Origin of the sequence: Rugosibacter aromaticivorans (genome assembly GCF_000934545.1) — a bacterium.
GTDB lineage: Bacteria > Pseudomonadota > Gammaproteobacteria > Burkholderiales > Rhodocyclaceae > Rugosibacter > Rugosibacter aromaticivorans.
In genome coordinates this window covers 539,814-561,393 of sequence record NZ_CP010554.1, presented here as the reverse complement: position 1 = coordinate 561,393, position 21,580 = coordinate 539,814, and the positions used below count along the sequence as shown (strand labels likewise).

Here is a 21,580-nt window from a genome sequence, read left to right as displayed (position 1 = left end):
TGACCGTCTGGGCCGGTCGCGTCAGCGATCGGAAAAGACGGAGGGCAAGATAAAAGGACGCGGCACTTCGGCGCGTCGAAGGCCTTGTCTGCACGTGGGTTGGCGCGGCACGCGCTTCTTGCGGTGCTGTGCCGTGTGCGGCGCGAAGGCCGCGCCCGCATTGGTCTATCAGCGTGCTTCGCTCGCTGGGCTTGGCAGTGCTACGTAGGAGTTCATTCCATGAGCAGTCGTGACGATGACCGTTTCCGCGTGCGCCCCGGCGCACCCAAGAGCCGTCAGCAGAAGTTCGTTTCCCAGGTTTTGAAGGAGGTCAGCAAAGCTGGCGGCAAGTCGGTGCGCAAGTCGGGAGCCCGGCCCGGCGCACGCCTTGGTCGCGGGCATGTAGCCGCCCGTTTTACTGGACACACTGCGCAGCCAGGATCGCGGCGCGTCGCCATCAAGACCCGGTTGGTGAATCTCAAACAGGCCGGCTCGCGCTCGACCATCACGCACCTGCGCTACATCGAGCGCGAGGGTGTCGGCCGCGATGGTGAACCGGGCCAGGCCTATGGATCAACAACGGACAACGCCGATCTGGCCGCCTTCGAGGAACGCGGACGGGAGGATCGGCACCAGTTCCGCTTCATCGTCTCGCCCGAGGACGCCGAGCAGCTCGACGACCTGCGCCGCTATACCCGCCACCTGATGAGCCGCATGGAAGCCGATCTGGGAACGAACCTGGATTGGGTGGCGGTTAACCACTGGAACACCGACAACCCGCACACCCACATCGTGCTGCGCGGCAAAGACGGCACAGGTAAAGACTTGATCATATCCCGCGACTACATCGCCCAAGGGATGCGCGAGCGCGCCTCGGAACTGGCGACCGAATGGCTGGGGCTGCGCACCGAGCTGGAGATCCAGCAGAGTCTGCGGCGGGAGGTCGATCAGGAACGTTGGACCAGCCTGGACCGCACGCTGCAACGCGAAGCGCAAGGTGGGTTGGTCCACATCAATCAACCCACCGAAGACCCCAAGCGCAGGCAGCAGCGCGTGCTATTGATCGGACGGCTGCAACGCCTGCAGCGTATGGGGCTGGCGCACGAGTCGGCACCCGGTGTATGGGCCGTCCACGCCGAAGCCGAACAGGTTCTGCGGGCGATGGGCGAGCGTGGCGACATCGTGCGCACGATGCAGCGGGCCATGGGCGGCGTGCCGCGCAACTTGGTAGTGTTCGCGCCGGGCGAGAACGCACAGCATGTGGTCGGCCGGGTATGCGCCAAGGGTATGGCAGACGAATTGCATGACCGAGGCTATCTCGTGGTCGATGGCACCGACGGCAAGGCGCACTACGTTGCGCTCAATGCAAAGGTTGAGCTGGAGCAGTACCCCGTCGGCTCCGTGGTCGAAGCCCGTGGTTCAGCCGATATCCGCGCCGCCGACAAGAACATCGCCGCGCTCGCAGTCGATGGCCTGTATCGCACCGACCACCACCTGATGATGGCCAAGGTGCAGGCCACACCCGAGCGCGATCCCAAAGAGGTGGTGGATGCCCATGTGCGCCGCCTGGAAGCACTGCGCCGAGCGGGCATTGTGGAGCGCGTGGCCGAAGGGGTCTGGCGGGTGCCGACGGACCTGCCCGAGCGAGGTCGGCAATACGATGTGCAGCGGCTGGGCGGCGTGTCGGTGGAACTGCGTTCGCACCTGCCCATTGAGCGGCAAGTCCGCGTGATCGGCGCGACCTGGTTGGACCAACAGTTGATCGGCGGCGCCGACGGTATCGCCAACAACGGTTTCGGCGGTGACTTGCGCGACGCACTGCGGCAGCGATCAGATTTCCTGGTGGAACAAGGGCTGGCCGAGCGACGCGGACAGCGCGTGATCCTGGCGCGCAATCTGTTGGGGACGTTGCGTGGACGCGAGATAAATGGTGCAGCCAAAGCCATCGCTGCGGAAACCGGCCTGACACATCGCCCCGTTACCGATGGGGGGCGCGTGACCGGCACCTATCGCCGCAATGTACAACTTGCCAGCGGGCGCTTTGCGATGCTCGACGACGGCATGGGTTTCAGCCTGGTGCCGTGGAGGCCGGTAGTGGAACAACGGCTTGGGCAGCAGGTATCGGCCATCGTGCGGGGATCATCGGTCACTTGGGAGCTGGGGCGGCAGCGTGGACGGTAAGCGTAGGGCTATTGTGAAAGTGGTGGCCACCGTTGCCGACAATGCATGCGTAGCCAATGACTGAAAGGAAGAGGCCAAGAGCGAAGCTGAGAAGCTCGTGCAGATGGGAGTACTTGGCGCAGATTCCATTGACCATCATGGCCTGCTCGATCTTCCGCCGTTGTCACTATTCGAAAGTGAGTGCGATTAGTGATGGCATCAATTGTGATAGTCAGCTTGGCAGCTCGGTCATAAACGATCAACAAATTATGCTATCCTGGGCATCAATAAAGGAGGCAATGAAATGACCACGACCATCCCAACACTTGATGAATCCATTGAGCGTATGAAACAAGAAATTATTGAGGACATTAAAGAAGGACGAGTGCCAGCGGATTGTCCCTCATTTTCAGCCCTTCACGATTACGTGGACGCTAATTGCTATGGTGGCTTCTGTGAAGATGATGAGATACAAGCTTTAACGAATCACTTCGGCGGGCTTGATAAAGATGAAGGAATGCCTGACGCTCTAATAGGCTACCTGAACGACGCTCAAAATTCGATTGACCTCTGGATTAAAGAAGGCGGCATTCAGCAACTTGCCTAGCCCTCAGCAGATGTCGCTGGTAAAGCAGCGCGCTCAATTAATCCCTTCAAGGGTGGCCTTTGCCAGCACGTCAATCAGTATGATCGATTGTTTCTCAGATGGGATTTTGGCGGGTATTTTCGACGCGACCTGAAGAATCCCTATTTCCATTGGCGAGAAAAGATTTTTCTTATTACCATCGGCCATAATCTGTCGCCATTTCGCGGCGGGAATACTCATTATTTTTTTCTGCGCCTCAATTCCGTTGTCAATCTTCTGAACTTTGGCGGCTGACCTTACCTCTTCGACAATGTTTTCTTTATCAACGAGGCCGCCTAAAAATGGCTTGGGCAGTAAAGACTTTAATTCGCCGGACTTCAGTTGAAGGCGATCCCAGCAGGCTTCCTTCTTGCACCACTCCGAAATATTTGAAATACCAGCCATTGGGGTCATGATGCTGTCAAACACGACCTTAGCGGTTATTTCAATTGCGTCTCTCATCACGTCCGTAATGTCCTGCGTTTCCCACACCTTCATGAAATCGAATGATTTGCCCATATCAGCGCACAGCCTGGAAAGCAGAGCCAGGGTATAAGCCACAATGTTTGCTCTATAGCCACCGCTGTACCATGACTGCACGGACACAATTTTTTCCGTCTTCCTGAACAGGATCGCCCTCGCGATAGCTCGCTTGTAATAGAGCTCATTGAAATTATCGGGATTCTTTGCCCACTCCTGGCCAATCCTTTTTGCGTACTGTGCAAAGTTTTTCTGCGCCCCAAGATTTACATAGGTCGGTTTGTCTTCCCATACATTCTCAAATTTCGCCAAGTCAGTCTTGGCGAACATCTGGGATGATGGAAATTCTGCCAGAAACTTCTTTTTCTCAGCTTTTGAAATTTTCGCCTGTGCATCGGAATACTGCCCTCTGGCTCGTTCGTAAAACCATTTACTTTCGCGCAATGCGCCTTGTTGAGGTGGTGCCCAGAGACGTCGAGAAAATTCCTCCATCCTTATATGGAAGGGGTGATTGGAGAAGAAATCCGCCGCATTAACTTTGTTTTGTGTATTGGCATATTCAGAGATTCTTGGAATAATCTCTTCACCTTTTTCACTGTCCACCACGGAGAGCTTCATCTGCACGAATATTTTTTCGAGAGAGGCTTTATCTTTCCTGCTGGTATGAAACAACGATGCCGTGGTCTGCCCACCATTTACAATCTGAAGGTCTTTAATTTCCCTGATATAGATACCATCCGCCTTGGGTTCGGCAATCACCTCACGGGCTGTTGCCGTAATCCCATTGTTGTAGGCAAAGAACATTTCAGGATCATTGAGAATAGTAGAACGCATTCCCTTATTGACCTTGCCCCGCGCCTGCAGAAAGCAGCGGACATTCTGTTCCAGCAGCCTGTCCCCATATTTTCCATATAGATCGCCTAGAATCGTTGCAGGCATGACCATCAAATAGGATTCATAGTCAGCCGATTTGATGTGTGCGGGCAGGCATGGAATGCCTTGTCCGAACATGGACTCAAAATCAATAACCACCTCCTCCTTGGCTCCACGGGAAGTCTTGATCCGGTGGAGGCGCGCAATGTCCCAGATGTTGTAAGTAAAAGTCCACCCCTGGTAGAGCTTGTCCTCGATAGCCTGCACCTTTTCACTGAGAAGACGTTCCGAAAGCAGGTAGAAATTTACCTTGGCGAAAGTGCTTGCACGGCTGGATATATCTCTCGCCAGACCATATCCGAGAGATGTTTCTTCAAGTTCGCTGTAGAGCCCCTTTAAAGAACAGGCGGTAAAAAAATTCTCGATGCGTTTAAACAGCGCATCCACATCACTGCGCGTCAGAGATTCAAGTACCTCTCTATTGGCAAAATCCACGATAAAAAGGTCAATTGAAATTCCGTCATCATTAAGCCAGTACCCGTCCACCCGCATGCCACGCGGAGCTTTGTAATGGCATGGCTCAAAACCCTCAATGGCTCCGGACTCCTCCAGCTCCTTTGTCGCGCTGAGAGCGAATTCCGCTTCTAGGAAATCCTCCCTGGCCTCCGCACCTGAAAGCAAATCCTGCCTGAAATCATGGAAGAATTCTTCTATGTCCATGCTCATTTTTGACTTCCCGGAATAAATGAATCGCAGATATATTCAGCAATGCTGCTGAAAGCGATGCAGTAGGAAACATCGCTTATTCCGAGCGCCAGTGATTCCGGTGTAATGCGCGGAAACCCGTCTCTGACTTGGTAGGTTCGTATCCGAACAACGGAAAAGCAGGGAAAATCATATTCTGGAATGTCAATGTAACCGACCTCCGCAAGTTTCTCCTCAAATGCGGAGACAAAATCGTTGTCTGATATTTTCTCCTTCAGCCGGATTATGAAATCATTCAGTGACAAACCTGTCTTGCAGTCCGTATCCACCGCCAGAAATACGATGCGCAGATGCAGCGTCTCAAGATGCGTTGTCAGCTGGGATTCGGTAGAGATTTTTACCGAGTCCGCATATGATCCACTGATGGATTTTATTTCTACGGCAGACTGTCCGAATATGAAGTCGTGCGGCGCTCCCATCGGCCCTTGCCAGCCTTCGATGGCGGCCTGAACACTGACATGCTGCCCGTCAATACATTCCTCAAGAAACTGGAGTTCTCCGAACAAGCCCTGAATTTCCTGTGCCGACAAACGATTACGGTTTGCTCTGCTCAGTAAAGTCCGCCAGCGTTCCAACTGAGCATAGATGATGGCAATGGCTGCGTGAACATCCGGAACGCGCCTGGTTTTCTCAACCAGTGCGTCACACAAGGTGAAGAAAATATCCGCGTTTTCGGCATTCTGCAATGTGATGAGGAATACGCCATCTGACGTATTGGAAATGATGCGAATATCCATCGTGATGCCGGTCAAGGCCATTTTCCTGACTTTAATGTTGTTCAGCAATGCCGCATCAAACCTGAGCACCAGGAGGTAATGACCGGATACATCCTTACCCCAGAAAAAATCATGGGGATGGCTGTGGTCTACCCTGAGCCGGTTTATTTCACTGGTGGGTGTCTGGATTCCTTCCCATGGGAGGTGGTCAGCTGTCATCATCTTCCTCGTCTGGATCATCCAAGCCTTCATCCTGCAATTGCTTAACCAGGATTCGATTGGCGACTCTATCCACCGTCACCATTACCGAATAATCCCCACCGGGAAAGCTGATGCCAAGTGCAGGAACCTCATCAAGCAACAGTTCATCGGGTTCTGATTTGCCTGGTTTATGCACTAGCCTTAGTACATGCACCGTAAGAAATGGTCTTGCCCGTGCAAGCCTGTAATCAATACGCGCAACCGGCTTGCCGTTCTTCTCAGCTTCTTCATTAAGGCGCTCCTTAATTTCTACTGCCAACCCAAGCGCCTCATCTCTGGTCGTCATGAAATTCTGTTTGTTTGAAGTGTAGTACCCATTCTGCTCAGGCGTTTGCTTAATGCTATTCTCTTTTGTTTTACCTACAGCGCGCTCCTGGCAGAATATTTTTTCATTTTCAAATAAAGAAAAGGTAGAGTTATTTGAGCTCTGTTTATCCAGAGATACATATGCAATGTCAACGGCACCATATTTGTCTGCGATCTTTCTTAAATAATCAAGGGCGAGTGCTTTTTCACCCTGCAACTCCTTGTGAAACTTGAATTGAATTAGGAACTGCTCTGCTTTTTCCCAGGAAATTTTTTCCCAGAAAAATGAATTGCCAATCGACACCGGGGCTTTATCTTTCTTAAGATCAGAATAGAAATCTTTGATGAGCGAACGATTGTCTGAATGCAGATTATCATTCGACGAAAGAATATATGTCTGCAAAAGTCGCCCACTGAAATTACGCGTGAACGTCAGACGTTCTGCGTATCGCATTTTATTTAGCGCAGTAACAAGCAGCGCATCTGGATGTGCGCGGACGTACAGGCCAAAATCTATAGGACTCATGCGGTCACGGCGCATCTGCTTGATCTGCTGGCGCAGTTCCTCGGTAGCTTCCGCGATGTGCGAATACCATCCCTGCGACTCCGATGGCAGCCAGACGCGGCACAAATCTTCATAGTCTGCGCGATAACCAAACCAACGACCCATCTGCATGAGCGTGTCATACATCTTGGTATTCCGGTACATGTAACTGACCATCAGCCCTTCAAGGGTAAGCCCCCGTGACAGACTCAGGCCGCCGATGGCAAGCGCAGTAAGAGATTCGCCATTTTCCTCCGCCCAGCGGTAATCAAGCGCTTCATCTGATTTGCTGTTCACCACAAATATTTTTATGGCATCGACAGCTTCATATAGAGCTTTTTGAATATCCTGCCAAGGTTCGCTGCCGTCAGAAAATTCTTCGTCGTATATTTCCCGTAGCGCCTGCATATGAGCGTTTTTAAGCGCTTGAGCTTCAGGCAGCGCATAGTTGAACATCACAGCATTCTTCATTTCTTTCACGTACAGGGAGATATGCTCCCTGATCTGGCGCTGCACATCCACAAATCGCGATGCATTCACCATCATGGACGCATGCTTATTGCGGTGATCCCTGATAATGCGGATGGCCTTCCCGACAATGAAAGCGTGAATAGCATTTTTCAGCGAACGCGGTAGATCGCTGATGGGGTGATCCTTCTTGTGTTTGAGAGAAATAATATGCTCTGCATCGTCTATCGTTCTCAGAATAGCAGGGCTCGACACTTCATCAACGAATACCTTCTGCGGGCCGAAATAATTGGTTGGCGCATCGAGGCAGTAAATGAAATCCCGAGGAAAAAGATCATGTCCGAGCATCTCATCTTCCGTATCCGGATTGATGAATATGTTGGCGAATGGAGTGGCCGTATACCCGACATAGCAGCTTTTTCTGAACAGGCTCAGGACGTTTCTGATCTGTTTATTTGTCTCTGTCGGATTGATGTCTTCTTTCTTCGTGTTGATGGACGCATTATCAGCCTCATCATCAATCATCAACATGGGGATATTATCGATCTTGTCCGCTGACTCCCGCGTATTCCACTCTTTCAACCATGCATAAAGACTTTTCAGTGTAGATACGTTCTTCTTAATCACCACTACGACCGGCTGCTTATATACCTGTAGGTCGGCACCCAGCTGGTTGGCGATACGCTTATCGAAATCCTTGTCCGTAGTGGTCAACGTGACAGGGAAACGCCTGTTGGGGTGATCGAGTCCGACACCGATCAGCTTTCCCCGCCTGTTGGGATCGCTGTTTCGACCGATGAATCCCTCATCTACACGCTGCTGCGTCTGAGTGCGCAGGTTGTTATGTATGCCCGCAATGACAATGATGAGTTTATATCCGGCATCCGCCGCCTTTGAAATCAGACCGATGTAGTTGGCGGTTTTCCCCGATTGCACATGGCCGATTACCAGACCTCTGCGCTTCCATTCCCCTGCATCCTCTGGATTTTTCAACAGCCCAAGAATTTTACCTGTTACATCACCCATGGTATTAACGACACGCGGCCCCCAGCCCTCGGATTTCAGGTGGCCTTCATAATCACTCCAGTAATCCCAGCTGATTTCTTTCTTTTCATGCCATGCGTCATCATGTTCGGCACACTGATCAACGAGTGAAATACCTTCACTCATGGTGGTAACGAGCTTTGTTTCCACGCTCTTGATAATCTGCTCGATCGGGTAATCATCCAGCCCGAACACTGGCGCAAGCATTCTCGCCTTCTGCTCAATGTCAGCTACCGTAAGTGGCGAGGTATTTCTTAGCGCCAACACTATGGCCGTCTCGAAATCATTCAGGTTGCGCATAAGAATTTCTCCCTGATTACCTGCTCAATTTCCTGCGGGTAATTATTAAATGGTTTTAGCTGGTTAACCGTTTCCCGGAAAGTATTTTCATCCAGCTGTTGTTCAGCGGAGAGAATCTGATACAGCATAAGCAGGCGGCTTCGGACTTCCTCTGGCTCCATCTGCCTCGCTTCATCAAAACTCTTGGGGGCGATTGAGTAGTCAGCATAAATAGCTTCTACGGGAATGGAATCCTCAATGACGGCCAGCACTTCCTGAAACAACCGCTGCTCATCACCTTCCAGTATCTGTCTGAAAGCGTTCAACACCGGATGATCCCTGTTCAGGGAATACCGTATGCCATCACGATCTGCATGTTTCAGCCAGAATGGGTCTGGAGCCTCATCTAAAAGACGCCTGCCCCTTCCAGAATGGACGCGGGTGCTCTGCTCCACGATCCTGTTGATGATTTGCCGGAGCTTTTCTTTCACCTGGTATGGCGGATGGGCTCTGGATTTTTTTATATCAATTGTCCAGTGTTCATCCAGCGCATTGGGAAAATCTATCCTGACGCGCGCGAGCTTGGTGGCTTCGCCTTTTGGAACCAGCCGGAACCAGTTCCCCCAAGCCATCAGCCTGTTATTTCGGTAAACATATACCCCCTGATTACTGACAAACTCGCTGCGGCTCTGATAATAGTCATGCTCTTTCGGCGTAAGCTTGCTGTGATGGGGAAGAATATAAGGCTGAATCCTGACTTCCTCACCGGCAATTCTGATGATTTCCTCGGGGAGTAGTTGCGTTGCCTTATTATTGAGGCAGAACGGATCGAAAGGCTCAACTGGGTGGCCGTTGATATGCACTTCCAGTTTCCGATTCCTGACTTCGCCAGAAAGATAGCGATGGAACACAAGAGCGAGATGCTTTTCCGTGGCTTCCATTTTTTCATAAAGCATATCCTGCTTCGCGGCTGTTGATTCTCCCTCGCACAGCCTATCCAGTTTCTGCCACAGCACCAGCGTTCCATGCTTGCCCAACTTATCCATGTATGGGCTGGACTGGATTTCTTCCGGGTTCAGTATACCCAGCACCCATTCATCATCTTCCGAGACCGTATCCAGATCCCATACGGCACCTACGGTTTCGCCGCTCTTCCGGCTGATGACCGTCAGCTGGCGGCATTGTGAGAACGAAGCGGTTTTCAAACCCAATCCGAAACGCCCGAGGTCATCTTTGGCCCTGAGAGTACGCGGATGCGCTGAACCGTGGCGCATAGCCTCCAGGAGTTCCTGTCGGCTGAGGCCGCTGCCATTATCAGTAACACCGAGCCGTGGCTGCCCGGTATTGAAATCAATCCATATATCAATGCGGGTGGCGTTGGCGGCAATGCTGTTGTCAATAATGTCCGCAATGGCCGTTTCCAGCGAATAACCAATATCCCGCATGGATTCGGAAAGGGAGGCCGCTCTCGGCGGAAGGGTATATTTTTCCATCAGGCGGCCACCAGCTTTTTCAGGCGTCGCTGCAATATTCCAGATACTCTGCCAAGCGCAGCGTCAGCATTGCGTTTGATTTCGCATTCCCATACGACAATGGGAAGCCAGCCTGTTTTCCTGAGAAGAGAAAGGTTATTTTTATCCCGCATGACATTCCCCTCAAACTTCGGCCCCCAGAAATCCAAACGGGATTTCGGCGTATACGCATATTTGCACCCCTGATGCCGATGCCAGAAGCAGCCATGAACAAAGATTGCTGCCCTGTATTTTGGGAGAACAATATCCGGTCTACCTGGAAGGGTTTTATTCAAAATTCTAAATCTGTATCCCATGCGATGCAGCATCGAGCGGACAGCAAGCTCGGGCTTTGTATTCGCTCCTCGGATGCGTGACATATTCCAGCTACGTTTTTCCGAGGTCAGCGTATCCATGCTAAATCTTCAGCCGCTTTAAAATATCATGGACTATTGCAGCCACCTGCATGGACAGCAGCGGGGGCACTGCATTACCAACCTGATGATACTGTGATGTCCTGCCACCTTCGAATTTATAGCTGTCTGGGAATGTTTGCAGCCTTGCCGCCTCCCTGACTGTCAGGCTGCGACATTGGGACGGATCATAATGAATAAAATAATGCCCATCCTTAGAGATATGGGAAGTGATTGTAGTGGAAGGCCGCCCCCTGACCTGTGCTCTGAAACGATCTGAAAAGTGACTATTCTGCACACCCTCCTGCACGTTGCTGTGTGCCGGAAGAAGCGCAGTCGGAAAATCACTGAGATGAACAGATTTTCCATTGGCTGCCGCGTAGGCAGACACAAAAAGATAGCGATGCAGATCGCTCCTCATGTGGCCTCTGCCTGCATGGTTAGTCACTATCCCGTCACAACCATGCCGATACCAGCCCGGATATATCTTTGGGCTACCGGTATAATTCATGATCTCTGCTCCTGCCATTAACTCGCGTTTCTGTATGGACACCAAGGCTTTGTCAATTTTTTCGACTGTTTGCGACAGACCATTGCTTCGCCCCTTGCGATACCATGCCTCTGAGGTTATCGAATCAAGAATTTCACGCCAGAGTTCAAGTGTGTCAGGCTCTTTGGATACAGCGCTGCGTATCTTTGGAAGATCACCGATTGCCTGCGCAACAGAAGTTGCTTCCGATTTCTGGAGCGTTTCAGGCGTGATATGAATATCCTCTCGAATGCCCAGAATAAGCATACGGTGCCGCGCCTGCGGGATGCCATATTTCTCGGCTTTCACCAGAAAGTCTTCCGGCTCACATTTCTCAGGAGGCTTGTTATCCACCAGCGAAAACAGCCTGTAGCCGAGGCCGGAACTCCGGCCATTAACTGCCACGTCCGGCTTCCGCAGATCGCTCAATATACTTCCGATAATTTTCTTGCCGGAATGCTGTGCGGAAAGTATTCCCTTCACATTCTCCATCACGAACACCGGAGGCCGGTGATCCGCGATGATTCGCAGATATTCCCTGTAAAGAAAATGGCGCACGTCGTCCTCAAAATCAGGATTGGTGCTCCGCATACGCGCGCGTCCGACAAGTGAATATGCCTGACAGGGTGGCCCGCCAACCAGTACCCATTTTTCACTGCCATTCAGTCGCTGCTTTATGAGGTTTTTTACCTCATGCGGTGGAGTCTTGCCGAGTTCGATGCACTGCGCCTCTTCAGCAGCGGCCTTAATTTGCTGAGGATATAAATCAAATAACTCAGCCTTGGTAATCTTTCCCTTGGCATATGACCAGTATTCCGGCGGTATTTTTTCGGAATCAAACTGACGGTAGAAACTACGCAGCAGCAATGTGCTGTGAGCGGACGGGTCTTTTTCAATCGAAAGAGCAAGCTTGAATGATGGCTTTCCTGCATCGTAGCCCAAGGCAGCAAAGCCCTCTCCAAGCCCACCTGGGCCTGCGAAAACGTCGATTACTTTATACGGTTCTTTGTCAGACATTGTTGTTTTCACATAAGTAGCTAAGAGACCTTGGTGGCATCAACTCGCCTCCTGTTTCTTTTTGTTGATGCTCTCGGCAATCCAGCGATCCAACTCTGAGCGACGAAAACGCCAGGTTCCACCAAGCTTGAATGCGGGAATTTCGCTTTTCTGGGCGAGCCGGTAGACCGTCCACTTGCCAGCTTTCAGGTAAGCAGCAACTTCGTCGAGCGTAAGGATTTCTCCATCAGTGCCGGTCATGGTTTCTTCCGCAATGGTGGCCTGCAATGAATTCTGCTTGCCAAATTTAGTCAATTTTACCGCATCAGGCTTAAAACTCACTGTGGATTCATACAAGCTGCGTATGACGATTCAACCGCGGCGGCGACAGGGCCGTGCGTCAAATGGCCACTACGGACGCGGGTTCGACACTGTGGAAATATCACGCGACAGGCTTCGCGATTCGTGCCAGTGACAGAAATATTCATCGTTGTACTCCCCTCTTAGCTGACTTTCGCCGGAGCAGGTTTTCTCATACTCGCGGCGACCCCAAACTTGCGATGTCTAAAGCGGTGCCGGATCGGTGCCGCTTTGAGCCCTGAAGATCGGCCGATCCTGATTCGCGTGTACCGCGCTGACGGCCCATCGAAATGGACTGAATCGAGAAATCACAAGAGGGGTAGCGCATGGTGCCGACCGGCGTGCTGATTGGCCAGATCATGATGGTTTTCGCCACCACTTTACTGGGGCTATGGAGTGCCACCCAGTGGACGGCGGCGGCACTGGGCTACCAGCTACGCCTCGGTGCACCATGGTTCGACCTATTTGGCACGCCGATCTATCACCCATGGCGGCTGTTCGAGTGGTGGTACTTCTTCGACGCCTATGCGCCCGACATTTTCCTGCGCGGCGGTGCCATCGCCGCGTGCAGCGGCTTCGCCGGTGCCATGGTGGCCATCGCCATGTCGGTGTGGCGCGCACGGCAATCCAAGCTGGTCACGACCTACGGCTCGGCGCGCTGGGCACTCCCCGCTGAAATCCGCAGTTCCGGGCTGACCGGCCCTGCCGGCGTTTTCCTGGGCCGCAAAGATGGCGACTACCTGCGCCACGAAGGTCCCGAGCATGTGATGGCGTTCGCGCCCACCCGCTCCGGCAAGGGTGTCGGCCTGGTGGTGCCGACGCTGCTTTCGTGGCCCGGCTCCGCCGTGATCCACGATATCAAGGGCGAGAACTGGACCTTGACCGCCGGTTGGCGCTCGCGCTTCTCGCATTGCCTGCTGTTCAACCCGACCGATGCACGGTCTGCCGCCTACAACCCGCTGCTTGAAGTGCGGCGCGGCATGCACGAGGTGCGCGACGTGCAGAACATCGCTGACATCCTGGTCGATCCAGAAGGCGCGCTGGAGCGGCGCAACCACTGGGAGAAGACCTCGCATGCCCTGCTGGTCGGCGCGATCCTGCATGTGCTCTACGCCAGCGAGGACAAGACGCTACGCGGCGTAGCCAACTTCCTGTCCGATCCGGCCTGCCCGTTCGAGGTGACGCTGCACCGGATGATGACGACAAGACATCTCAGTGATGCACCACATCCCGTCGTCGCTTCCGCCGCACGCGAAGTGCTGAACAAGAGCGAAAACGAACGCTCCGGGGTGCTCTCCACCGCGATGAGCTTCCTGGGGCTGTACCGCGATCCCACGGTAGCCGAAGTGACCTCACGCTGCGACTGGCGCATCGCCGACCTGATCGATGCCGATCATCCCGTGTCGCTGTATCTGGTAGTGCCGCCCTCGGACATCAGCCGGACCAAGCCGCTGATCCGTCTGATCCTCAACCAGATCGGACGGCGACTCACCGAATCGCTCGATGGCTCAGACGGCATTGCTCGCCGCCACAAGTTGCTGCTGATGCTCGACGAGTTTCCAGCGCTCGGGCGACTGGACTTTTTCGAGAGTGCGCTGGCCTTCATGGCGGGCTACGGGCTGCGCGCTTTCCTGATCGCGCAATCGCTCAACCAGATCGACAAGGCCTACGGCCAGAACCATTCCATCCTCGATAACTGCCACGTGCGCATCACGTTCGCCACCAATGACGAACGCACCGCCAAACGCATTTCCGAGGCCCTTGGCACCGCGACAGAATTGCGTGCACAGCGCAACTACGCGGGTCACCGATTGGCCCCGTGGCTCGGGCACCTGATGGTGTCGCGCCAAGAGACGGCACGGCCACTGCTCACGCCTGGCGAGGTGATGCAACTGCCACCCGATGACGAGGTGGTGATGGTGTCCGGCCATCCACCGATCAAGGCGCAAAAAATTCGCTACTACCTGGATGCGAATTTCAAGACGCGCATGCAGGCACCGCCGCCATTGCTGCTCGGGCACTACGCCGATATACCGGCAGCGCGACCCGACGACTGGACCGGACTGGCCATCCCCGCTGCACCGATTCCTGGTCTGGTCTTCCCCGCACACGGTGAGGCCATCGACGACGACGGCGGTCGCCAACAACAGCCGGAACTGGCCGAAGTCGCGTTCACGCCGGAGCCCGAACACGCGGTGGACGACTTGGGCCTGTTCGATGATGACGACCTGCCGCTGCTTCTGCCCGCCCAGCTCGACCCGCGCCTGCAACGCACGGCGCGGCTGGCCGCCCTCGACCCTGATGACGGGATATCCCTATGAGCCAAGGTTATTCACGTAAGCGCCTGAACCTCTTCATCGAACACGAGCATGCCAAGCGGCTCAACGAGCTGTCGGCCATGAAGGGCTTGTCCAAGTCCTCCATCATCGCCGCCGCGCTGGCTTCGTTCCTGTCGCCCGACTCCGGCGATCAGCGCGAAGCGGCTATCGCCAAACGGCTGGATCGCTTGTCTCGCCAGCTCGACAAGCTGGAGCGCGACCAGAACATCCTGATCGAAACGCTGGCGCTCTACGTGCGTTATTTCCTCACTGTTAGCACACCCGTGCCGGAAGCACATCAAGAGGCGGCGCGCGCCCAGGGCCGTGCGCGCTTCGAGCAGTTCGTCGAACAACTTGGTCGGCATCTGTTACGCGGGCGCAGCCTGGTCAAGGACGTGGTCGAGGAAATCCAGCCCGACCCCAGCCAGTTCTTCGGCCAGCAGGAAAACGTTCGCGCCGCCGCGGCTGCCGACGAGGCCGGGGGAGCACCGTCATGAGCAGCGCACCGCGCGATCAGGGCTTGTCGGCCTCGCTGGCACTGGAACGTCGCGTGCGCATGCTGCGCACAGCGATGGGGCCAGACATCGCCAAAGCCTTGAACGACCCCGATGTGGTGGAAGTCATGCTCAACCCCGACGGTTCGCTGTGGATTGATCGACTGAGCAGTGGGCGCGAACCACTGGGCGTCAGCCTCACGCCCGCCGATGGCGAACGCATCATCCGGCTGGTTGCCGCCCATGTGCGTGCCGAAGTGCATGCGGGCAAGCCGCTGCTATCCGCCGAACTACCCGAAACGGGCGAACGTTTCGAGGGTGCGCTGCCACCGGTGACGCCGGGGCCGGTCTTCGCGCTACGCAAGCGCGCGGTCGGCTTGATCCGGCTCGACGCCTACGTGGCTGACGGCATCCTGACCGAGGCTCAGGCGGAATTCCTGCGCGACGCGGTACGCGAGCGCCAGAACATCCTGATCGCTGGTGGCACCAGCACCGGCAAGACCACGCTGGCGAACGCCCTGCTCGACGAAATCGCCGCCACCGGCGACCGCGTGATCGTGCTCGAAGACACGGTTGAGCTGCAATGCACGGCACGCGACCACGTACCGCTGCGCACCCGTGCCGGTGTCGTGACCATGGCCGAGCTGGTGCGCTCGACCCTGCGGCTGCGGCCGGACCGCATCGTCGTAGGCGAGGTGCGCGGCGCCGAAGCACTTGACCTGCTCAAGGCCTGGGGCACCGGCCATCCGGGTGGCATCGCAACCGTCCATGCCGGTTCCGCAGCGGGCGCGTTGCTGCGGCTGGAACAACTGATTCTCGAAGTCGCGGTGACGCCACCACGCGCGCTGATCGCGGAAGCGGTCAACGTCATCGTCTACATCGCCGGTCGCGGCCATGCGCGCCGCGTGCAGGAAATCGCCCGCGTCACCGGCTTCGACAGCCACGGCTATCAGCTCAGAAGCGAGCTGATGCCTTTCTTCCCATCCCTTTCATCAACCCCCGGAGAACCGTCATGACGACTTCACGTATTTCCGTAAAACCGGCCTTGCATTTCGTGGCCCTCGCCGCGCTGCTGCTGGCCATCACCATTCCCGCGCATGCGGCGGGCTCGAACATGCCCTGGGAAGCGCCGCTGCAATCGGTGCTGGAGTCCATCCAGGGGCCTGTGGCCCGCATCATCGCGGTGATCGTCATCATCACGACCGGCCTTGCGCTGGCGTTTGGCGACACCTCGGGTGGCTTTCGCAAGCTGGTGCAGATCGTCTTCGGCCTGTCGATCGCGTTCGCCGCGTCCTCGTTCTTCCTGACCTTCTTCAGCTTCAGCGGCGGAGCGGTGCTGGCATGAGCGCGCCAACCGCCGATACAGCCGGCTTCGAGGTGCCGCTGCACCGTTCGTTGACCGAACCCATTCTGCTGGGTGGCGCACCGCGCACCGTGGCGATTGCCAACGGCACGCTGGCCGCCGCCGTAGGGCTCGGGCTGCAACTCTGGCTGCCCGGCATTGTGTTGTGGATTGTTGGGCACTCGCTGGCCGTGTGGGGCGCGCGACTGGATGCGCAGTTCATGGCCGTGTTCGCGCGGCACATCAAGCACCGCACGCTGCTGGACGTTTGAGGCAAAGACCATGATGCACCTCGCCGAATACCGCAAACGCCCCGCCCTGCTGGCCGACTGGCTACCCTGGGCCGGACTGGTCGCGCCCGGCGTTGTGTTGAACAAGGACGGCTCGTTCCAGCGCACCGCGCGCTTTCGCGGACCAGACCTGGACAGCGCAACGCAGGGCGAACTGATCGCCACGTCAGCGCGGTTGAACAACGCGCTGCGTCGGCTTGGGTCGGGCTGGGCTTTGTTCGTGGAAGCCGAACGGCGCGAAGCGGCGGACTACCCTGAATCGGTGTTTCCCGAGCCACTGTCCTGGCTGGTCGATGAAGAGCGCCGCGCCGCTTTTGAGGAAACCGATAGCCACTTCGAGAGCGTGTACCACCTGACGCTGCTCTACCTGCCGCCCGAGGAATCGACGGCGCGCGCCGCAAAGCTGCTGTACGAGAACACCAAGGTCGAAGGCGTGGATTGGCGCGAACGGCTGGATGGCTTCGTGTCGGAGACCGAACGCTTCTTCGGTTTGCTCGAAGGGGTGATGCCGGAGATCGCCTGGCTCGACGATGGTCAGACCTTGACCTACCTGCATGCCTGCGTGTCCACGCGCCAACATTCGGTGGCCGTGCCCGAGGTGCCGATGCACCTTGATGCGCTGCTGGCCGACGAACCGCTGACGGGCGGCCTTGCACCGATGCTCGGGAGCCAACACCTGCGCGTGGTGTCGGTGCGCGGCTTCCCGACCTCGACCTGGCCTGGCTTGCTCGACGACTTGAACCGCCTGGGCTTTGCCTACCGCTGGAGCACACGCTTTCTGTGCCTGGACAAAGCCGAATCCGAGCGCGAGTTGGGTCGGCTGCGCCGCCAGTGGTTCGCCAAGCGCAAGAACATCGTGGCGTTGCTGCGCGAGACCATCTTCCAGCAGGAAAGCCCGCTGGTGGATTCGGACGCCTCCAACAAGGCGGCGGATGCCGATGCGGCCTTGCAGGAGCTGGGCAGCGATCAGGTGTCATTCGGCTACGTCACGGCAACCGTGACGGTGCTCGATACCGATGCGACGGCCGCTGACGAGAAGCTGCGTGCCGTGGAGCGGACTATCCAGGGCAGGGGCTTCGTCACCATTGCCGAAACCTTGAATGCGGTCGATGCCTGGCTGTCGTCGATCCCCGGCCATGCCTATGCCAACGTGCGCCAGCCCATCGTCTCGACCCTGAACCTCGCGCACATGATGCCAGTGTCGGCGGTGTGGGCCGGGCAGGAGCGCAATGCGCATCTCGATGGCCCGCCGCTGATCGTGACGCGCACCGATGGCGCAACACCGTTCCGGCTGGTCACGCACATCGGCGACGTGGGCAACACCTTGGTGGTCGGCCCCATCGGCATGGGCAAGTCGGTGCTGCTCGCCACCTTGGCATTGCAATTCCGCCGCTATGCCGGATCGCGCATCTTCGCTTTCGACATGGGACGCTCCATTCGCGCCACCGTGCTTGGGCTGGGTGGCGAGCATTACGACCTGGGCGCAGATGGCGCTATTGCCTTCCAGCCGCTGGCCCGTATCGACCAGGACAGCTATCGCGCCTGGGCGGCGGAGTGGATCGAAGGCCGCTTGATTCACGAAGGCGTGGCCGTCGGGCCGAACGAGAAGGATTCCGTGTGGTCGGCGCTGAACAGCTTGGCCAGCGCGCCGCTCGATCAGCGCACCATGACCGGCTTGTCCGTGTTGCTGCAATCGAACGCGCTGCGCCAAGCCCTGCAACCCTATGTGCTGGGCGGCGCGCACGGCAAGTTGCTTGACGCCGACCAGGATCGACTCGGTTTCGCTGACGTGCAAGCGTTCGAGATGGAAGAGCTGATGCACAGCAAGGCGGCGGCGCTCGCCGTGCTGCGCTACCTGTTCGCGCGCTTCGAGGAACGCCTTGATGGTGCCCCAACACTGTTGATCCTTGATGAGGCCTGGCTGTTCCTCGACGACCCGGTGTTCGCCGCGCGCATTCGCCAGTGGCTCAAGACGCTGCGCAAAAAGAACGTGTCGGTGATCTTCGCGACGCAATCGCTGGCGGACATCAAGGATTCCACCATCGCCCCGGCCATTGTCGAGAGCTGCGTGAGCCGTATCTTTCTGCCCAACCCACAGGCGACCGAGCCGCAGATTCGTGTCATCTACGAAGGTTTCGGCCTCAACGCACGGCAGATCGAGATCGTGGCGACTGCCCAGCCCAAGCGCGATTACTACTACCAGTCGCGGCTCGGCAATCGGGTCTTCGATCTGGGACTCGGGCCGGTGACGCTGGCGTTTGCTGGCGCAGCCAAGCCCGAAGACCAGCGCGCCATCGACGCCGTTTCCGCGTCGGTGCCACCTGCGGACTTCGCAGCCGCCTGGCTGCGTCATCGCGGCCTCGACTGGGCTGCGGACCTCATCCCGTCGTTCCCGTTCGTCCCGTCAATTCCCAAGGAGAAACAGCCATGAAGAAAACCTTGATTGCCATCGCCACTGCCATTCTGGTGAGCGCCATGCCCGCTGCGCAGGCGCAGTGGGTCGTGATTGACCCCACCAATCTCGTGCAGAACATCATGACGGCCGCACGTGCCCTGGAGCAGATCAACAACCAGATCAGGCAGCTTCAGAACGAAGCACAGATGTTGACGAACCAGGCGAAGAACCTCACGAGTTTGGACTTCAGCGCGCTCAATGAATTGCGCTCGGCACTGTCCGCGACGAACCAGCTCCTGCAGCAGGCGCAGGGGCTGGCCTTCAACCTGTCGCAGATGGAAACGGAGTTCGCGCGGCTCTATCCCGATGCCTATACCGCCTCCACGTCGGGTAGTCAGATGGCAACCGACGCACGCACGCGCTGGCGCAACTCGCTGGAGGCGCTGCGCACCGCGACCCAGGTGCAGTCGCAAGCGGTGCAGAATTTCGCGTCCGACGAGCAGACGCTGACCGACCTCGTGAACCGCAGCCAGTCGGCGGTCGGCGCGTTGCAAGCCACGCAGGCGACGAACCAGTTACTCGCCTTGCAGGCTCGGCAGGCGATCCAGGCGCAGCAGCTCCAGATCACCCAAGATCGTGCTGCGGCTTTAGAGCAGGCACGGCAAGTCGCGGTGCAGGAACGAGCCCGTGAAGTGCGCCGCCGCTTCCAGGGCGAGGGCACGCCCTACACGCCGTACACCGTCAACTACTACAGCAACTGAGCGCCCCCATGAAAACCCTTCTCATCGCTGCCGCCTGCGCGCTGTTGCTCGCCGCGTGCAGCAAGCCTGAACCCGCCGATACCGTCGAATCGCTGATGGCCCATCCCGATCGACTGAAAGAAGTCCGCGCGCAATGCAAGGCCGACCACGCCAAGGTGGGGAACGCCCTGTGCAACATGGCTGCCGAAGCCACGCGGCGGCGCTTCATGGGCAGCGGCACGCCGTACACGCCTGCACCACCGAGCAAGCCGCAGCCCAGTGCGTCGGCGCCTTCTTTGCCGAAGGATTGACACCATGAATGACCTGTCGGTCATCGACCGCTTCCTCGATGTCTTCTCGCGCTACATCGATTCCGGGTTCGGACTACTCGGTGGCGAGGTGGCGTTCCTGACCGCGACGCTGGTCGTGATCGACATGACGCTGGCCGGCTTGTTCTGGGCGATGGGCGGCGAGGACGTGATCGGCAAGCTGGTCAAGAAGACGCTGTATGTCGGTGCCTTCGCCTTCATCATCGGCAACTTCAACAACCTGGCAGGCATCTTGTTCCGCTCGTTTGCTGGACTCGGTCTGGTGGCGTCGGGTTCCACGCTGACGCAGGCGCAACTGCTGCAGCCGGGCCACCTGGCCAAGGTCGGCGTCGATGCGGCGCAACCGATCATGGCGCAGATCAGCGACCTGACCGGCTTCCCCGAAGTGTTCGCGAACCTCGATGTCATCTCGGTGCTGTTTCTCGCCTGGCTGGTGGTGATCATCAGTTTCTTTGTGCTCGCCGTGCAGCTCTTCGTCACGCTGATCGAATTCAAACTGACCACACTCGCAGGCTTCGTGCTGGTGCCCTTCGCGTTGTGGAACAAGACCGCATTCCTCGCCGAACGTGTGCTAGGAAACGTGGTGTCATCGGGCATCAAGGTGCTGGTGCTGGCGGTGATTGTGGGCATCGGTACGGGACTGTTTGCACAGTTCCAGGTGCCGCCCAACACCGAGCCCTCCATCGATCTGGCGCTGACCATCATGCTGGCCTCGCTGGCAATGCTGGGGCTGGGGATCTTCGGGCCTGGCATCGCGACCGGGCTGGTGTCCGGCGCACCGCAGCTCGGCGCTGGGGCTGCGGCCGGAACGGCGCTGGGTGCTGCTGGTTTGGCTGTCGCTGGTGGCGCGGCGATCGCCACCGGCGGTGCAGCGGTAGCGGCGGGTGCGCGCATGGTGCCAGGTGCCGCACGCGCGGCCATCGGCGGAGTGGCGTCGGCTGGGCGTGCGAGCAGCGCGATGGCCAGCGGCGCGAAGTCGGCCTACCAGGCTGGCGCCGCAGCATCGGGCAGTGGTGGCGTTCGTGCTGCTGGTGCTGGCGTCGCCAATGTGGCCAAAAGCGGTGCCGGTGCTGTCGGCCAGCGCGTCGCCGCTGGTGCGAAAGCGGTCAAGGACCGCGTAGCGAATTTCGTCGTGGAGGCTGCTGCGCCTGCGGCGGCAGCCGGTTCTACTGAATCGGCCCATTCGTCCAGTTCGGCCGAAGCCAAGCCCCCTGCGGCAGAGCCCGCCTGGGCCAAACAAATGCGTCGCAAACAGCAGGTGAGCCATGCGGCCACAACGGCCGCCCACACCCTGCGTTCTGGCGACCATGGTGGCAGTGGCGCCAGCCCCAGCCTGCGCGACGACTCGAACCATTGAGGAGAC

General features: G+C 57.2%; 18 protein-coding genes. 11 read left to right on the top strand and 7 right to left on the bottom strand.

What is annotated here, in order from left to right; translation table 11 throughout:
- The first annotated feature begins 219 nt into the window (after positions 1–219).
- Together PG1C_RS02910 and PG1C_RS02905 are read left to right on the top strand one after the other, a co-directional pair.
- Entirely contained in the window at positions 220–2,160 is a 1,941-nt protein-coding gene (locus PG1C_RS02910; protein ID WP_202635935.1) for a relaxase/mobilization nuclease and DUF3363 domain-containing protein, read from the top strand.
- Between the two features lie 283 nt (positions 2,161–2,443).
- Positions 2,444–2,746: a hypothetical protein gene (locus PG1C_RS02905; protein ID WP_202635934.1), complete on the top strand. Its 303-nt coding sequence runs from the start codon at positions 2,444–2,446 to the stop codon at positions 2,744–2,746.
- Positions 2,747–2,779: 33 nt separating this feature from the next.
- Here the strand turns inward: PG1C_RS02905 and PG1C_RS02900 are convergent, their stop codons facing one another.
- Genes PG1C_RS02900 through PG1C_RS02870 form a run of 7 tightly spaced genes read right to left on the bottom strand, consistent with a single transcriptional unit; the run spans position 2,780 to position 12,306 of the window.
- Entirely contained in the window at positions 2,780–4,843 is a 2,064-nt protein-coding gene (locus PG1C_RS02900) for an AIPR family protein (protein ID WP_202635933.1), read from the bottom strand.
- Positions 4,840–5,820 carry a PD-(D/E)XK motif protein gene (locus PG1C_RS02895; RefSeq protein WP_202635932.1) on the bottom strand — a complete coding sequence of 327 codons (981 nt, stop codon included), beginning with the start codon at positions 5,818–5,820 and terminating at the stop codon, positions 4,840–4,842. Before PG1C_RS02895 ends, PG1C_RS02900 begins: the two co-directional genes overlap by 4 nt.
- Positions 5,807–8,521, bottom strand: a complete 2,715-nt coding sequence (locus tag PG1C_RS02890; protein WP_202635931.1) for a Z1 domain-containing protein — start codon at positions 8,519–8,521, stop codon at positions 5,807–5,809. Before PG1C_RS02890 ends, PG1C_RS02895 begins: the two co-directional genes overlap by 14 nt.
- A complete protein-coding gene (locus PG1C_RS02885; RefSeq protein ID WP_202635930.1) occupies positions 8,509–9,993 on the bottom strand; it encodes an ATP-binding protein in 1,485 nt (494 codons plus the stop codon). Before PG1C_RS02885 ends, PG1C_RS02890 begins: the two co-directional genes overlap by 13 nt.
- The gene (locus tag PG1C_RS02880; protein WP_202635929.1) at positions 9,993–10,427 is read right to left on the bottom strand and encodes a very short patch repair endonuclease; all 435 of its coding nucleotides are present in this window, start codon (positions 10,425–10,427) and stop codon (positions 9,993–9,995) included. The genes PG1C_RS02885 and PG1C_RS02880 overlap by 1 nt, the downstream gene beginning before the upstream one ends.
- Before the next feature lies 1 nt (position 10,428).
- Positions 10,429–11,970, bottom strand: a complete 1,542-nt coding sequence (locus tag PG1C_RS02875) for a DNA cytosine methyltransferase (RefSeq protein WP_202635928.1) — start codon at positions 11,968–11,970, stop codon at positions 10,429–10,431.
- Positions 11,971–12,009: 39 nt separating this feature from the next.
- The gene (locus tag PG1C_RS02870; RefSeq protein WP_237218265.1) at positions 12,010–12,306 is read right to left on the bottom strand and encodes a helix-turn-helix domain-containing protein; all 297 of its coding nucleotides are present in this window, start codon (positions 12,304–12,306) and stop codon (positions 12,010–12,012) included.
- 329 nt (positions 12,307–12,635) lie between these two features.
- Here PG1C_RS02870 and PG1C_RS02865 point away from each other — a divergent pair, with 329 nt between their 5' ends.
- The 9 genes from PG1C_RS02865 to trbL are packed head-to-tail and all read left to right on the top strand — an operon-like array spanning position 12,636 to position 21,574.
- The gene (locus PG1C_RS02865) at positions 12,636–14,630 is read left to right on the top strand and encodes a conjugal transfer protein TraG (RefSeq protein ID WP_202635927.1); all 1,995 of its coding nucleotides are present in this window, start codon (positions 12,636–12,638) and stop codon (positions 14,628–14,630) included.
- Entirely contained in the window at positions 14,627–15,124 is a 498-nt protein-coding gene (locus PG1C_RS02860; protein ID WP_202635926.1) for a CopG family transcriptional regulator, read from the top strand. Before PG1C_RS02865 ends, PG1C_RS02860 begins: the two co-directional genes overlap by 4 nt.
- Positions 15,121–16,137: a P-type conjugative transfer ATPase TrbB gene (gene trbB / locus PG1C_RS02855; protein ID WP_202635925.1), complete on the top strand. Its 1,017-nt coding sequence runs from the start codon at positions 15,121–15,123 to the stop codon at positions 16,135–16,137. Before PG1C_RS02860 ends, trbB begins: the two co-directional genes overlap by 4 nt.
- Complete coding sequence (locus PG1C_RS02850) at positions 16,134–16,466, top strand: TrbC/VirB2 family type IV secretion system protein (RefSeq protein WP_202635924.1); 333 nt, start codon at positions 16,134–16,136, stop codon at positions 16,464–16,466. Before trbB ends, PG1C_RS02850 begins: the two co-directional genes overlap by 4 nt.
- Positions 16,463–16,735, top strand: a complete 273-nt coding sequence (locus PG1C_RS02845; RefSeq protein WP_202635923.1) for a VirB3 family type IV secretion system protein — start codon at positions 16,463–16,465, stop codon at positions 16,733–16,735. The genes PG1C_RS02850 and PG1C_RS02845 overlap by 4 nt, the downstream gene beginning before the upstream one ends.
- A gap of 10 nt (positions 16,736–16,745) precedes the next feature.
- Complete coding sequence (gene trbE / locus PG1C_RS02840) at positions 16,746–19,184, top strand: conjugal transfer protein TrbE (RefSeq protein WP_202635922.1); 2,439 nt, start codon at positions 16,746–16,748, stop codon at positions 19,182–19,184.
- Entirely contained in the window at positions 19,181–19,909 is a 729-nt protein-coding gene (trbJ, locus tag PG1C_RS02835) for a P-type conjugative transfer protein TrbJ (RefSeq protein ID WP_202635921.1), read from the top strand. Before trbE ends, trbJ begins: the two co-directional genes overlap by 4 nt.
- A gap of 8 nt (positions 19,910–19,917) precedes the next feature.
- Positions 19,918–20,199, top strand: coding sequence for an EexN family lipoprotein (locus tag PG1C_RS02830; protein ID WP_202635920.1), 282 nt, complete (start codon positions 19,918–19,920; stop codon positions 20,197–20,199).
- Positions 20,200–20,203: 4 nt separating this feature from the next.
- A complete protein-coding gene (trbL, locus tag PG1C_RS02825; protein ID WP_202635919.1) occupies positions 20,204–21,574 on the top strand; it encodes a P-type conjugative transfer protein TrbL in 1,371 nt (456 codons plus the stop codon).
- Positions 21,575–21,580 lie beyond the last annotated feature (6 nt).